This is a genomic window from uncultured Pseudomonas sp. (assembly GCF_943846705.1).
Lineage (GTDB): Bacteria > Pseudomonadota > Gammaproteobacteria > Pseudomonadales > Pseudomonadaceae > Aquipseudomonas.
On record NZ_OX044366.1, the window covers coordinates 61,052 to 76,435 of the forward strand.

Here is a 15,384-nt window from a genome sequence, read left to right on the forward strand (position 1 = left end):
CTCGCGAGCTAGAGCCCTGCAAGGTAAAAGCCGGCGAGGAAGTGGAGTGTACTTTTGTACATGAGCACTACTCGCGTCACTCGCCCTTCGGGCCGCGCTAAAGCGCGTTAGCCGCAAGCGACTTGTCGAGCCGGTTTTTAACGCCGCAGGGCCGACGCGCAGCAGATCGTGGACTACCCCTTAGCCCTGCTTACGCGGCCAAATCAGGGTAAAGCACGCCCCGCCCAGGCTTTCGCTGCGGCTGATTTGCGCGCGGCCGCTGTGCCAGTAGGTGATCCGGCGCACGATGGACAACCCCAGGCCGTGCCTGCCCGAGGCGCGGGTGCGGCTGTCGTCCAGGCGCAGGAAGGGCGTAAAGATATGCTCCCAGGCCTCTTCCGGCACACCGGGGCCGTCATCCTCGACATCCACCCGGCAACGCTGCGAGCCGATCTGGTAACTCACCCGCACCCGCGACTCGGCATGGCGCATGGCGTTGCTCACCAGGTTTTGCAGGGCGCGGTGCAGGTAGCGCAACTCGGCCTCAACACAGGCTCCGCCGCCATCCAAGGCATCACGGGAGGGGCCGTATTCAACCCGCACGCTGGCGCGCAGCGGGGCCAGCTCGGTGATCACCTGGTCGATCAGGTCGCTCAGGTCGACCTGTTGGAAGTTCAGCGCCGGCGCGCCCTGCTCCAGGCGCGCGTAGGTGAGCATCTCGTCGACCAGCTTGTCGAGGTCCTGAATATCGTTGTCCATGCCCTCCATATATTTACGCCGCGCCGTCTCGGTTTGCGCATCGCCGATCATCTCCAGACCGAAACGCAGGCGTGCCACCGGGGTGCGCAGCTCATGCGACACCGCCCGGACCATCTCGCGCTGAGTGCTCAAGGAGCGTTGCAAGTGCTCGGCCATGGCGTTGAAGGCCGCCGCCAAGCGCCCCACCGAGTCACTGCCACGCGTGGTCGGCACCCGAGCGTCCAGGCGACCACTGGCAATCCGCGTGGCCGCCTCCTCTAGATCACTCAAGCGCTGCTCCAGCGGCCGCACCAGCAGATAGACCATCATGCCGATCAGGCTCAGGCTCAGCGCCCCAATCAGTACCAGCCACTGCGCCGGATACGGGTCCATCTGGTACAGCGGACCGATCTCCAGCACCCAGGGCGTGTCGACGATGCCGGAGAACACATAAATGCTGTCACCGCCCCGGCCCAAGGCCATCACCGTGTCGCCTTCATCCACCCGGCGGCGCTGGTCTGGGTCGAGGGCCGCCTGATCGAGGCGCACCAGTCGCAGATCAAAGCCGAACTGTTTGTCGCGCTTGAGCGCTGCCAGCCGCTTTGGCTGCTCATCCCAGGGATAGCGCACCAGCTCATCAATCAACAAAAAGCTGGTCGCCCGCGCAAGCTGCTCACTGACCTGCTGCACATCGGCCACCAACAGCAGCGGCTGCTCACCCAGCTGACTGTAAATGCGCGCCTCGTGCGGGCCGGTTTGCTGCACCAGCACCTGACCACGGCGCAGGTTGTTGCGCGAACTGCTGTCGAGGCCGGCCTCAGCCAGTGGCGTCACCTGCATGGGCACCCCAAGTAAGCGCCCCCACACCGCCACCGCCCGACGCCGCTCGATTTCCACCATCGGCGTGAGGTTATCGGCCATCAGGCGGAAGGTGCCCTGCGCCAGGCGCTCGCGGTATTGATCCACGCGCATGTCATTGAGTAACTGCAGCGCGCCAACGCCGAGCAATGCCACCAACACCAGCACGGCCAGCATGCCGGCATAGATGCGCAGAAAGATCGAGTTCATCGGCGGCTCACAGCATGGCCTCGGCCGCTTCGGCGACAAACAGATAGCCCTTGCTGCGCACGGTTTTGATCAGGCGCGGATGCATCGGGTCGTCACCGATCTTCGGGCGGATGCGCGAAATGCGCACATCGATGGAGCGATCCTGGCCGTCGTATTCAATGCCGCGCAGGGCGTTGAAAATCTCCTCGCGCGAGAGGATCCGCCCAGCATTGGAGGTCAGCAGCCACAGCAAATCGAATTCAGCACTGGTCAGCTCGATGCCCTGCTCGCCCAGCCAGGCTTCGCGCATGGCGCTGTCGATCACCAGCTGACCGAACTGCAACCGCCGACGCTCGGCTGGTTCTTGCGCCTCACTGCTTTCATGGCGACGCAGCAGCGCGCGGATACGCGCCAGCAGCACGCGCGGGCGCACCGGCTTGCAGACATAATCGTCCGCGCCCATCTCCAGGCCGAGCACCTGGTCCATATCATCGGTACGCGCGGTGAGCATCAGGATCGGCCCCTCGTAGTGCCCGCGCACCTTGCGGCAGATCGACAAACCGTCCTCGCCGGGCAGCATCAGGTCGAGAATCACCAGATCCGGCTGCTCCTGCAAAATGCGCGCAGCCGCCTGCGCGCCGTCCATCTCGATGGACACGTTAAGACCATTGCCCTGCAAGTACTCACGGGTCAACTCGGCCAGGCGCTGGTCGTCTTCGACAATAAGAATGTGCCACGACTGCTGCTCCACAACTAACTCCTAGAACGTTTCACCTGGCCACAATGGCGTCGGCATTGTAGCAACGCCGCCTGAGCAGCGCCGCCCTCACGCATGCATGTGAACATGGCTGCGACACACCACAAAACCCGCCCCGACAGCCGAGATAGCGCAGGCCGCCCACATCGACAAAAAAACTACATATTGTGTTTATCGTATTGACTAAAAAAACCCGTTGAGAATGGCTAAAAAAGCCTGAGCCATGACGACGAACGGCGCGCAGGGGACAACCCCAGCAACTGCGCGGCCTTGCGAAAGTTACCCCAAAGTAACCCACAGGCTTATCCACAGGCTGATTGAATTTATCGACTTGCCTTCACCCCTACACCGCTCTATCTTGTATCCCCAGCGCGACAAACACCTACATATTGGGTTTTAGCACACAGAATCACACAAGCACATTTGCCCCAAAACAGTCCAGACGCTGGACTGAAAAAGTGCAAAATACAGCTTAGATTGGCGTTTGAGCTTCACCGATCCAGATCAGCAGCCTGAACCGCCAGAAGAGCGAAGGCATATTGATCAGCGCAGGGCGTATTACGCGACCGGCCACAACATCTAGTGGTACAGGTCAAGCGCCTGTACAAGACTTGAAGAGCCAGGAAGGCACTTAGTCGTACCTTCCCAGCCCAGTTTGCAAGTCCCGAACGAACGGTGTCATCGCTGTTCGCGCGGTGTTGTTGAAATGGAATGAACGACGGTACGGCGCACGGATCAACTGCTCAGCGCCTTCTAAAATCAAGAGAAACGGAGACTTTCATGCACACCGACACCTCCCGCGAGAACTCGCAGGCCACCGCGCCGCAGGCCACCGATGACAACCAGAGCCTGAGCGCCACCGCGCCGGGCCAGCTGCGTGTGATCAAGCGTAACGGCACTGTGGTGCCTTACACCGATGACAAAATCACCGTTGCCATCACCAAGGCCTTTCTCGCTGTTGAAGGCGGCACCGCTGCTGCCTCGTCGCGTATTCATGAAACCGTTGAGCGCCTGACCGAGCAGGTCACCGCGACCTTCAAGCGTCGCATGCCGTCCGGCGGCACCATCCACATCGAAGAAATCCAGGACCAGGTTGAACTGGCCCTGATGCGTTCCGGTGAGCAGAAAGTCGCCCGCGACTACGTGATCTACCGTGAGTCGCGCTCGCAGGAGCGCAAGCGCGAGCACATCGAAAGCCCCGCGCAGCCGCACCCAAGCATTCGCGTCACCCACCTCGACGGCAGCGTTGCGCCGCTGGACATGGGCCGCCTGGACACCATCATCCGTGAAGCCTGCGAAGGCCTGGCGGAAGTCGATGGCGCACTGATCCAGAAAGAAACCCTGAAGAACCTCTACGACGGCGTTGCCCAGAGCGACGTCAGCACCGCCCTGGTGATGACCGCCCGCACCCTGGTTGAGCGTGAGCCGAACTACAGCTACGTCACCGCCCGCCTGCTGATGGACAACATCCGCGCCGAAGCGCTGAACTACCTCGGCGTCGCGATCAGCGCCACCCATCACGAGATGGTCGATTTCTACGCCAAGGCGCTGCCGGCTTACATCGCCAAAGGTATCGAGCTGGAACTGCTCAACCCGGTACTGGGCACCTTCGACCTGGAAAAACTCGGCAAGGCGATCAACCACGAGCGCGACCAGCAGTTCACCTACCTGGGCCTGCAGACCCTCTACGACCGTTACTTCATCCACAAGGATGGCGTACGCATCGAGCTGCCACAGGTGTTCTTCATGCGCGTGGCCATGGGCCTGGCCATCGAAGAAGAGCAGAAAGAAGACCGCGCCATCGAGTTCTACAACCTGCTGTCGTCGTTCGACTACATGTCGTCCACGCCGACCCTGTTCAACGCCGGCACCCTGCGTCCGCAGCTGAGCTCGTGCTACCTGACCACCGTGCCGGACGACCTCTCGGGCATCTACCACGCCATCCACGACAACGCCATGCTCTCCAAGTTTGCTGGCGGTCTGGGCAACGACTGGACCCCAGTACGTTCGCTGGGCGCTTACATCAAGGGCACCAACGGCAAATCCCAGGGCGTTGTGCCGTTCCTCAAAGTGGTCAACGACACCGCTGTTGCAGTTAACCAGGGCGGCAAGCGCAAGGGCGCGGTCTGCGCCTACCTGGAAACCTGGCACATGGACATCGAAGAGTTCATCGAGCTGCGTAAGAACACCGGTGACGACCGTCGCCGCACCCACGACATGAACACCGCCAACTGGATCCCGGACCTGTTCATGAAGCGCGTGTTCGACGACGGCCAGTGGACCCTGTTCAGCCCGTCCGAAGTACCCGACCTGCACGACCTCACCGGCAAGGCCTTCGAAGAGCGCTACGAGTACTACGAAGCCCTGACCCAGTACGGCGGCAAGATCAAACTGTTCAAGACCATCCAGGCCAAAGACCTGTGGCGCAAGATGCTCTCCATGCTGTTTGAAACCGGCCACCCATGGCTGACCTTCAAAGACCCATGCAACCTGCGCAGCCCGCAGCAGCACGTGGGCGTCGTGCACAGCTCGAACCTGTGCACCGAGATCACCTTGAACACCAACAAGGATGAGATCGCCGTGTGCAACCTCGGCTCGGTCAACCTGCCGAACCACATCGTTGACGGCAAGCTGGACACCGCCAAGCTGGAAAAGACCATCAAGGTCGCCGTGCGCATGCTCGATAACGTTATCGACATCAACTACTACTCGGTACCGCAGGCGCGTAACTCCAACTTCAAGCACCGTCCGGTGGGCCTGGGCATCATGGGCTTCCAGGACGCCCTGTACCTGCAGCACATCCCGTACGGCTCCGATGCCGCGGTCGAGTTCGCCGACAAGTCGATGGAAGCGGTCAGCTACTACGCCATCCAGGCCTCCTGTGACCTGGCCGACGAGCGCGGCAGCTACGAGACCTTCCAGGGCTCGCTGTGGAGCAAAGGCATTCTGCCGCTCGACTCGCAGCAGATTCTGATCGAGCAGCGCGGCCAGAAGTACATCGACGTTGACCTCAACGAAACCCTGGACTGGGCGCCGGTCCGTGCCCGTGTACAGAAAGGTATTCGTAACTCCAACATCATGGCCATCGCCCCGACCGCGACCATCGCCAACATCACCGGCGTGTCGCAGTCGATCGAACCGACCTACCAGAACCTCTACGTGAAGTCGAACCTCTCGGGCGAATTCACCGTGATCAACCCGTACCTGGTTCGCGACCTCAAAGCCCGCGGCCTGTGGGACTCGGTCATGATCAACGACCTCAAGTACTACGACGGTTCCGTGCAGCAGATCGAGCGTATTCCGCAAGAGCTGAAAGACCTCTACGCCACCGCGTTTGAAGTCGACACCAAGTGGATCGTCGATGCCGCCAGCCGTCGCCAGAAGTGGATCGACCAGGCGCAGTCGCTGAACCTGTACATCGCCGGTGCATCGGGCAAGAAGCTCGACGTGACCTACCGCATGGCTTGGTACCGTGGCCTGAAAACCACCTACTACCTCCGTGCCCTGGCCGCGACCAGCACCGAGAAGTCCACCATCAGCACCAGCAAGCTCAACGCGGTGTCCAGTGGTGGCAACGATGGCCTGAGCGCAGCACCGGCCAAGGCTCCGGAAGTGGAAATGAGCGCCGGCCCGGCACCGGTGCCAAAGGCCTGCGCCATCGACGAGCCAGACTGCGAGGCGTGTCAATAAGCGCGCGGATCTGAGCGGCATTCGCGGCGTTACCTGCCGGAGCGGCCCCCATCACGTACAGGCGTACGCTCAGGGGCTCCACTCCAGCAGGTGCCTTGCGACTACTCGCTCAGCTGCACGCTCGGACGTCGAGCAAAAAGCTAAAGCACAGCGTTGAAGCAATACCTAGGGAGAGGGCAACAAGCAACACCGCCCTCCCCACTTATTACCGCTGCACGCCCTCGGCGTGCAGCACGGCGGTAGAGGACAGGCCCGACAGGGCCGCCCACCGCGACCAGCGGAACCGTTTTGCCCTTGCGCGCTGTTCGCAACGCAACACTTAATTTGTATATCCACACAGGTCGGTTATTTCACCGGCCCGCAAGCAGGAGCCAAGCCATGCTGAGCTGGGACGAATTCGACAAAGACGACGGTGAAGACACCGTTGTAGCCAACACCACCACGGCCCCAGTGGCTGACATGGGCATCGACAAGCTCGACCAGGTCGGCGGTGCCGCCGCTGTTGAAGCCCGCGCCGTGGCCGCTGATGACAGCGCCGCCGTCGCCCGCGCCAAAGCCTCGCTCGACCAACTCGACATCGCCGAAGGCCTGGCCGAGCTGGAAGGCACCGCCGCGCGCGTTGCCGTCGATGAAAAGCGCATGATCAACTGCCGCGCCGACCTCAACCAGCTCGTACCCTTCAAGTACGACTGGGCCTGGCAGAAATATCTGGATGGTTGCGCCAACCACTGGATGCCGCAGGAAGTGAACATGAACGCGGACATCGCGTTGTGGAAAACCCCGGACGGCCTGACCGACGACGAGCGCCGCATTGTTATGCGCAACCTCGGCTTCTTCTCCACCGCCGACAGCCTGGTCGCCAACAACCTGGCCCTGGCCGTGTACCGCCTGATCACCAACCCGGAGTGCCGTCAGTACATCCTGCGCCAGACCTTCGAAGAGGCGATCCACACCCACGCCTACCAGTACTGCATCGAATCGCTGGGCATGGACGAAGGCGCGATCTTCAACATGTACCACGAGATTCCGTCGGTCGCGAAGAAAGCCAGCTGGGGCCTCAAGTACACCCGCTCGATCTCCGACCCGACCTTCAACACCGGCACCGTTGAGACCGACAAAGAACTGCTGCGCAACCTGATCGCCTACTACTGCGTACTGGAAGGCATCTTCTTCTATTGCGGCTTCACCCAGATCCTCTCCATGGGTCGCCGTAACAAGATGACCGGCGTCGCCGAGCAGTTCCAGTACATCCTGCGTGACGAGTCCATGCACTTGAACTTCGGCATCGACGTGATCAACCAGATCAAGATCGAAAACCCGCACCTGTGGGATGCCCAGCTCAAAGACGAAGCCACCCAGATGATTCTGCAGGGCACCCAGCTGGAAATCGAATACGCACGCGACACCATGCCGCGCGGCGTACTGGGCATGAACGCGGCGATGATGGAGGACTACCTCAAGTTCATCGCCAACCGTCGTCTGACCCAGATCGGTTTGAAGGAAGAGTACCCAGGTACCACTAACCCGTTCCCATGGATGAGCGAAATCATGGACTTGAAGAAAGAGAAGAACTTCTTCGAGACGCGGGTTATTGAGTATCAGACTGGTGGGGCGTTGAGCTGGGATTAAGAGTACCCAACAATAGCTTTACCAAATGGTAAAGCTATTAAAGCGCGCATAATAGAGAAGGATCATCAAATCGATGATCCTTTTTCATATATGGGCACATACAAATCTTTCTCTACACATAAAAAATGAACGGAAGCTAAACCTATGACAGAAAGGATACTGGGACAGTTTGAAATAATTAGCGGATATAAAAATACAAAACCGTTTCTATCCCAAGTACAGGAGGCTGCGGACGCACATCGCTCTGCCTTAGGTTTCTTCCCAAGCAGTGTTTATGAAGACTTTGCTAAAAACGACCGGTTATTTATTTGCATAGACAGGTCAACAGAAAATCCGAAATATGCTGGCCATATATTATTCGACGGCAGGTTCCCGCGCGCCAAAATAAGGCAAATGTTCACTCACCCTGATTTTCGGCGCAGTGGAATAGCAACAAAACTACTCAACCATTTTCGCAATGCTTTAACACAAATGGGGTTCACTTCCGTTTATGCCCGGGTCGCAGAAGACTTAACCGACTCAAATAAATTCTGGGAGAAACAATGTTTTTATATCCAGAGAGTCGAAAAAGGTGGCACATCTCGAAATAGGCAAATTCTTGTCCGCTGCTTGGAGCTTGAGTCGCCTCAATTGTTCCCCACCAGCGGCATAAACTCAGAAAACCCTCTAGGCCTAAAAACCACTACAACAAATATCACCCCCTTCTTCTTGCTAGATCTAAATGTGTTATTTGATGTAGCTGGTCCGCGTCGACCACGCCACGCAGAAGCCAAAAGCTTATTTCAAGCCGAACGAATGAACTTCTGCCGCCTAGCTATCAGCAACGAAATAAGAGCAGAACTCCAAAGAACAAGACTGCCAGGAAAGACGGACCCAATGGAGGGATATATTGATATATTTCCATCAGTCCCCCTCTTACAATTAAAAGAACTTTCAGGCCTTCTAAACGAGCTCGCGCAGTTAATTTTTCCAAGCAAAAATATTGAGGAATTAACTGCCAACGACCTATCTGACATACGTCACGTAGCCACTGTCATCCAGCATGATTTGGCAGGTCTAATTACAAATGATCAAGCCGTATTAGATGCTGCAAACACAATTGAAGAAAAATACGGCATAGAGATAACCTCAACTGCAGCCTTCGAAATAAATGACACCACCACAAGCACTAGCGGCTCTTTCGAAACATTAAAAAACTCGACATTAAACCTTAAAGAAATATCAAGTAAAAACAACTCAGATGTGCACGCACTTTTGTCAAAACTAAAGCTATCTGGCTCTACAATTGCCAATGGATGGCTACCCACAGAAGATCATGAGCGAGTTGCGATTCGTCGAGCAGTCTGGTGCGAAGAAACTCTCATTGGTTATTTAACTTGGTCAACGCGAGGAACTGCTGGCGTTACAACAGCGCGTATTGCAGTAGATGAAACGAACCAGCAGGCATTGAGCTCGGCACGCATTCTATTAATCCATCTTCTTGAGCAGTTAATTTCTTTCGGCCCACGCCAAGTAACACTTGAATTCCCAGCACAACAATCACATGTACGAGAAATAGCTGTCGGGTTTGGATTTAAAGGGACACAAGACCCAAACTGCTTAGTAAAATTAATCCTTGGAAAAGTTTTAACCATTTCAACCTGGCCTACACAACAAAATGAGCTCGCCACAAAAAGCGGCCTTAAAATTCCGGCGAATGCGCCTACGTACAAAGGGCCAGATCAGTACATTCCTATACTGACACCCGCTGGAAATCGTGAGCACCTTCCGCTAGACATACTTGAGTCTGCATTATCGCCGGCACTACTTTGCCTTCCTGGCCGGCCTGCAGTTATAACACCAGTACAACGTAGCTTTTCAGAACCTCTTCTTGGCCATTCACCACAAGGTTCACTTCTGCCATCCTGTACCGCATCCCTATTCCAAGATCGTCATTATGTAAGCAGTAGCAGCACTCTAAAACACTTCAAAAGAGGAACATTAATCCTCTTCTATGAATCAGCAAAGCAACGAGGCAGCAGCGAAATTGTTGCAATAGCCAGAGTACGCCAAGCCTATCTAAAACCAAGTGACTCACTTGATGACAGTGACCTTGAGCAGTCTGTACTTAGCACGGAAAGTATTGCGCGAATTGGAAAGTCAAAAATGAAAACCGTTACAGTATTTGACAACATATTCCCCCTTCCACACCCGGTCCCTCTTAGTACTTTGCAACGAATAGGTTGCGGCCGACCAAATGATCTAATCACAACGAAACCCATCACAGAAATCCAGCTGCAAGAAATCCTCCTAGAGGCCTTTCGTAATGGGTAATGAAGATCACATTCTTATATCACTTACCCCACGCCATGCAGCAAATATATTTGCTGGCTCAAAAACAGTTGAGCTGAGACGTAGAACAATGCACATTGCGCCAGGAACAACAGCCTGGATATACGTAAAGCTTCCTGTCGGCGCCATTATTGGGAACATCCAAGTTAAAGCCGTACATTCCTTATCACCAACAACTCTTTGGCGGCGCTTCAGTAAAGTCAGCGGATTATCCAAGAGTGAATTCTTTGACTATTTTAGTGGCATCACTAAGGGAACCGCCCTTGAGCTAGAATCACCACATACATTACAAACCCCTCTTTCACTAAAGCACCTTAGGAAAACCGTAGAAAACTTCCAACCACCACAGTTCTTCACACGCCTTACAGATAAAAGCCCTGTACTTAAAGCAATAACTGCAGAAATTAGTCAGGGGAAATAGGCAATAGGGGACAGACCACGTTTTATCGGCAACCTTACTTATCCTTTTCGCCCTTACGGCGAGTCACTTTCTCTTTGCGCGCGCAAAGAGAAAGTAACCAAAGAGAAAGCGCGCCCGACATCCGGGTTTCGCTGCGCTCAACTCCCCTCGCTCCGGTGCTGTTCCGAGGGTCGTCACGGTGGGCCATCCCTGGCCCATCGTTCCTCGTTTGGCATCCATGCCAAACGCCCCTCTCCACAGCACCTGCGCTCGGCCTCCTGACGGGATTCGGGGACCGCGTTGTTTGGGCGATTTGTGGTGGCCAGAGCGAAAGGCAAAAGCGGAGCGACAGACTCGTAGGATGGATTGAGCGCAGCGATACCCATCAACCAGGCAACCGTCAACCGCATGGCTATCGCGCTGCTCCACCCATCCTACGAATCAGGCGGTGGCCGTACCTAGTGCGTGAGAATGCTCAACCAAGCTTCACGCAGGCAAATAAGGCATTGCCAGACGCCCCATCCCAGGGGATGAGCTTCTGGTAATCGTGCTCAAGCACATGCACCTCAAAATACGGCTGCAACAGCGCCTGCAACTCGACAAAACTCAGCGCGACCATCGGGTGTTCGTCGTGCCATACCTCGGCTTGCCCCGCCACCGACCGCTCAATCCGCAGCCGCAACAACTGCTGCTCACCCTCGCCGGCGTAATGCCAGCCAGAGCTGAAGGTGAATAAGCCGTCGGCATGTTGCGCGCTATGCGCGGTAAACAAGCGGTTGTCGATTTTGCCCTTATCGACCACGTTAAAGCAGAACAACCCATTGGCGGCGAGTGCCGCATGCACACTGGCGATGCAGGCTTTTAGCCGCTCAATGCCGGCGCTGTAGTGGATGGAATAAAGGAAGCAGGTGATCAGGTCCTGCGGCTCGCTCACGGTAAAGCTGCACATGTCCTGCAAGGCGAAGCGCGCCTGCGGGCAGCGTATAGCGGCCTTTTCCAGCATCGGCTGGTTGATATCCAGGCCACTGCTGGTATAGCCGGCCTCACTGAAATAGCGCACATGCGGCCCCGTCCCGCAGGCCAGATCCAGGTGGCGGCTGCCGGCGTTGCCAAACAGCTGCTGCAACCTGTGCACGCAGTGGCTTTGCGCCTGGTAGTCGATATCGGCGCACATCAGATCGTAATAATCAGACAGGTCGGTATAGAGGGCATTAACGGACATAGTGACCTGGGGCTGAGCGCGCGGCATTTGCGGGCGCGCATCATAGCCGAAGCCCCGGTACTACAGCGTTTGTTTAGCGCGGACGGCTGCTGGCCCATGCAGCATGCCGCAATTAAGCACTCACTCGGCCACGGTCATGGAGCCGGGTTGGCCGCAGAACGCCTGGATGATCTGGTTACTGCCGGGGGCACCCGCGTGGTAGTGGTAGCCGCGAACGGTGTCGACATGGCCACCGCATTCATCGAGCGTGGTGGCTGCATTGCCGTCAGCATCAAGATGGGCGAAGAGGCCGAAACCATCGAGGGCGTAGCCAATCATGGGGGCGTGGCCGTCTGCCTGGGCGATCTCTTTGGTCTGGCCGGTAGCGGCGTGGTAGTGATAGCCGGCATGGGGGTTGATGTGGCCGCCGGCATGGTCGAACGGCGCAACGGTGTGGGCATCGAGAATCGCGTGGATAGGCGCAGGCGGGTCAAAGTTGACACCGTTGAAGGCAACAGCGACGGCGTCGTGCTGCAGCCGAGTCGGACGGCCCTGATAGACCGGGTTAACCGGAATCACGTAGGTCGTAACGTGGCGGCCGAACCATTCGGGACGCCCCTCCACAACGTAATTGTTGTAGCGCGGGTCAACATCGGGCCGAGCAGCAGCCTCAAAAGCCTCTTTGGTGTCGGTCACACGCACCGAGCCGTCGTCACGGTACAACTGCCATTCGCCATCGTCGTAAAACTCGGCCATGTTCTTGATAAAGGCACCGTCAACGTCATAGACCTGACCGTCGTGCAGCCAGATACCACCGGCTTCCTTGCCGTCGCTGATGGACTTTGGCGACCACGGGCCCATCGCGTGCTCATGCGGCTCGGAGTAGGTACGAATCAGGTAAAACATGGCCTTTGTGCCATCGGCCTGTGTGCGTTCTTCCTGAACAATCTCGCCGACCAGTGCTTCGCGGATAAAGTGCGCCGGATCCACTGGGATGGCGTGAGCGTTTGCGGCCTCGACGGTCTGTTTTTTGGTTTCATTGAGCCATGCACAGGACGTCACCAGTATGGCCAGCAGCAGAAGTGCTAACGGTTTGAAACAGGCTATCGCGCCATTCTTGATATTCATTTTTTGTCCTGTATGCCTCGCCGGTTCGGCGCATGCTTCTAAGCCTAGAAGCGTTTTCCAGCCCTGGCCCAACATCACCAGGTATTCGCCGCAAACTGCCGTGTTGAACAACAGCGGCAGCCGCAGTCACCCCGCAAAACGGGGACTACGGCACTTAGCATACGGGCACTGGATAACGGGTGGTGCTGAATGCCACAACCGGTGATTGCGGCGCGTGCTGCCTATGGACGACCTTTTGGCTTCGGCATGCGTTGTAGCTCTGAAAGCGAGAGAACACCGTCGTGATTAACATCGATCTTGGCAAACTGATCCGCCAGCGGCCCTTTAACTTCGCCCCGGGATAAAACGCCGTCTTTGTTGCTATCTAGCTCGTTGATCAGCCGCTCCGGGCTTGGAGGATGACCGCCTTTGTGGCCATGCTTATCCGAAGCATCAGCCGCGCAACCCGCCATCAACACTGCAGCACTCAATACAGCAACCGCTAGCAATACCTGCTTCATAAACCTTTACCCAACGTGATTAACAGAACGCATAGTGTGCCGGCGCACAGCGCGGTGTGCCGTCAGTGAAGGGTAAGCCTGGGTAAAGTAAATGTAAGCATTTCCGCCCGGCATGGGTCGCTGGCAAAAAACCATCGCCATCGACCGACACTGCGTAATTGGGCCTGCCTGCGGCTATTGGTGACGCCCCACGGACACGCTCAAACCACACAGGCGTTACAATGCCGCCCACGCCGACTGACCTGTTGCTCACGCCCGGAGCCCGCCTCACGATGTTCACCCTCGCCCACCTGGACACCCCGCCACCCGAATCACTGAAAAGCCAGGTGCTGCAAATGGTGGTGGACTACCTCAGTGACATCAGCCCGGTGTCGCTGACGCCCAGCAACCCGCTGTACCAGCTGTACCAATATGTGATTGGTTACGAGGTGCACCTGTACCTGCAGGCCATGGACAGCGACGTGGCGGGCAGCGCGCAGTTGGTGCTGGCGCTGGACGACCGCGACCCCTCCCAGGTGCTGGGTTTTGCCCTGTACCTGCCGGCCCAGGATGCCCCCGAGGCGTGCACCCTGGCCTATATGGCTGTGCAGAGCAGCCAGCGCCGGCGTGGCATTGCCCGGGCCATGCTGCAGCACATGGTCGGCCGTCACCCGCATGCCGAACTGGCCTGTGTGGCCAGTAAAGTGCCGACCTTCGAGGCCATGGGCTTTCGCGTGCTGGCGGCGCAGGGGCCGCAGGTATTGATGAGCACCCGTGCCTATCGCTCGGACGGCCTGGTTGCGGTGCAGGACCTAGAGCGGATTTTCCACTCCAAGGAAGTCCAGCAGATCCACGCTTACCTGCTCAAGCAGTACGGCAAAAAAGCCATGGGCGACGCGGAGAAACAACGCGACCGCCTGCTCGACCAGATGACCCAGCGCGCCCTGGCGCTGCTACACCAACGCCGCGCTTCGGGCTCCGTGCACTGACGCCAACCGGGCATGGATTACCAACCCAGTGACGCTAGGTCAAATCGGCGCCATCAGCCTGCGGCGAGTGGATTGGCGGCAATAAAGCGGTTCACCACCTCAGCCAGCACTTCGCCTTGGTCTTCTTGCAAGAAGTGCCCGCCATTGACGATGGTGGTGTGAGCTTGACCCTGGGTGCCGGGGATCAATTTCTGCATGACTTTGTCGCCCCCGGCGGTGATCGGGTCGGAGTCACTGAAGGCGGTGAGGAAGGGCTTATCCCACTTCATCAACACCGCCCAGGCGGCGCGGTTTTTGTCGGAGGCTGGGTCCGTGGGGGTGATGGGCACCAGCAGGGGGAATTGCCGTGCGCCTTCTTTATACGACTCATCCGGATAAGGCGCGTCGTAGGCATCGATCACCGCTTGTGGCAGTTCGCTGGTGGTGGCGCGGCTGATGATCGCCCCCGCCGGAAACTCCGGGACTTTCTGTGAGTAGTCCTGCCAGCTTTTGAAGGCGTCACCGGGGTTGTGATCGCCAGTGGGCAACATGGTGTTGGCAGCGACGACGCGGTCGAAACGCTGTGGATTTTCCGCCACCAGGCGCAGGCCAATCAAACCGCCCCAGTCTTGGCAGACTAGGGTGATGCGCTCAAGGCTGAGCTGGTCGAGCACGGCCTGCATCCAGTCGACATGACGTTGGTAGGTGTAGTCGCTGCGCTTGCTCGGCTTGTCGGATCGGCCGAAGCCAACCAGATCAGGGGCGATCACCCGGTGGCCGGCGGCAACCAGAATCGGGATCATTTTGCGGTACAGGTAACTCCAGGACGGCTCGCCATGCAGGAGTAACACCGGCGGCGCATCTGCCGGGCCTTCATCCAGATAATGCACGCGCAACTGGCCGCCTTCGCCGTCATCGACCGTGAGGTAGTGGGCCTCGAATGCGTAGCCTGGCAGGTTGGCGAAGCGACTGTCTGGGGTGCGAAGGACGTCCATAGATGAGCCTCTGGCGGTGGGGGTAAAGTCCAGCATGGACTC

The 15,384-nt window shown here is 57.7% G+C and carries 11 protein-coding genes; 5 read left to right on the forward strand and 6 right to left on the reverse strand.

Features of this window, described 5'->3' with window-relative positions; genetic code table 11:
* Nucleotides 1-180: 180 nt before the first annotated feature.
* Nucleotides 181-1,785 carry an ATP-binding protein gene (locus tag Q0V31_RS00320; protein WP_298182865.1) on the reverse strand — a complete coding sequence of 535 codons (1,605 nt, stop codon included), beginning with the start codon at nucleotides 1,783-1,785 and terminating at the stop codon, nucleotides 181-183.
* 7 nt (nucleotides 1,786-1,792) lie between these two features.
* Complete coding sequence (locus tag Q0V31_RS00325; protein WP_298182868.1) at nucleotides 1,793-2,515, reverse strand: response regulator; 723 nt, start codon at nucleotides 2,513-2,515, stop codon at nucleotides 1,793-1,795.
* Nucleotides 2,516-3,301: 786 nt separating this feature from the next.
* Here Q0V31_RS00325 and Q0V31_RS00330 point away from each other — a divergent pair.
* The 4 genes from Q0V31_RS00330 to Q0V31_RS00345 all read left to right on the forward strand — a co-directional run bounded on the left by Q0V31_RS00330 (nucleotide 3,302) and on the right by Q0V31_RS00345 (nucleotide 10,592).
* The gene (locus Q0V31_RS00330) at nucleotides 3,302-6,211 is read left to right on the forward strand and encodes a ribonucleoside-diphosphate reductase subunit alpha (RefSeq protein WP_298182871.1); all 2,910 of its coding nucleotides are present in this window, start codon (nucleotides 3,302-3,304) and stop codon (nucleotides 6,209-6,211) included.
* A 378-nt stretch (nucleotides 6,212-6,589) separates the two neighbouring features.
* Complete coding sequence (locus tag Q0V31_RS00335) at nucleotides 6,590-7,840, forward strand: ribonucleotide-diphosphate reductase subunit beta (RefSeq protein WP_298182874.1); 1,251 nt, start codon at nucleotides 6,590-6,592, stop codon at nucleotides 7,838-7,840.
* Nucleotides 7,841-7,984: 144 nt separating this feature from the next.
* Nucleotides 7,985-10,153: a GNAT family N-acetyltransferase gene (locus Q0V31_RS00340; protein ID WP_298182876.1), complete on the forward strand. Its 2,169-nt coding sequence runs from the start codon at nucleotides 7,985-7,987 to the stop codon at nucleotides 10,151-10,153.
* Nucleotides 10,146-10,592, forward strand: coding sequence for an ASCH domain-containing protein (locus Q0V31_RS00345; protein WP_298182879.1), 447 nt, complete (start codon nucleotides 10,146-10,148; stop codon nucleotides 10,590-10,592). Before Q0V31_RS00340 ends, Q0V31_RS00345 begins: the two co-directional genes overlap by 8 nt.
* A 454-nt stretch (nucleotides 10,593-11,046) precedes the next feature.
* Here the strand turns inward: Q0V31_RS00345 and Q0V31_RS00350 are convergent, their stop codons facing one another.
* From Q0V31_RS00350 to Q0V31_RS00360, 3 genes are all read right to left on the reverse strand, one after another.
* A complete protein-coding gene (locus tag Q0V31_RS00350; protein ID WP_298182883.1) occupies nucleotides 11,047-11,793 on the reverse strand; it encodes a class I SAM-dependent methyltransferase in 747 nt (248 codons plus the stop codon).
* Between the two features lie 120 nt (nucleotides 11,794-11,913).
* Complete coding sequence (locus Q0V31_RS00355; protein ID WP_298182886.1) at nucleotides 11,914-12,900, reverse strand: YHYH protein; 987 nt, start codon at nucleotides 12,898-12,900, stop codon at nucleotides 11,914-11,916.
* 221 nt (nucleotides 12,901-13,121) lie between these two features.
* Nucleotides 13,122-13,400 (reverse strand): EF-hand domain-containing protein, encoded by a 279-nt coding sequence (locus tag Q0V31_RS00360; RefSeq protein WP_298182889.1) that lies wholly within the window; start codon nucleotides 13,398-13,400, stop codon nucleotides 13,122-13,124.
* Between the two features lie 272 nt (nucleotides 13,401-13,672).
* Here Q0V31_RS00360 and Q0V31_RS00365 point away from each other — a divergent pair, with 272 nt between their 5' ends.
* Nucleotides 13,673-14,368: a GNAT family N-acetyltransferase gene (locus Q0V31_RS00365; RefSeq protein WP_298182891.1), complete on the forward strand. Its 696-nt coding sequence runs from the start codon at nucleotides 13,673-13,675 to the stop codon at nucleotides 14,366-14,368.
* Nucleotides 14,369-14,421: 53 nt separating this feature from the next.
* Here the strand turns inward: Q0V31_RS00365 and Q0V31_RS00370 are convergent, their stop codons facing one another.
* Nucleotides 14,422-15,342, reverse strand: coding sequence for a haloalkane dehalogenase (locus Q0V31_RS00370; RefSeq protein WP_298182894.1), 921 nt, complete (start codon nucleotides 15,340-15,342; stop codon nucleotides 14,422-14,424).
* Nucleotides 15,343-15,384 lie beyond the last annotated feature (42 nt).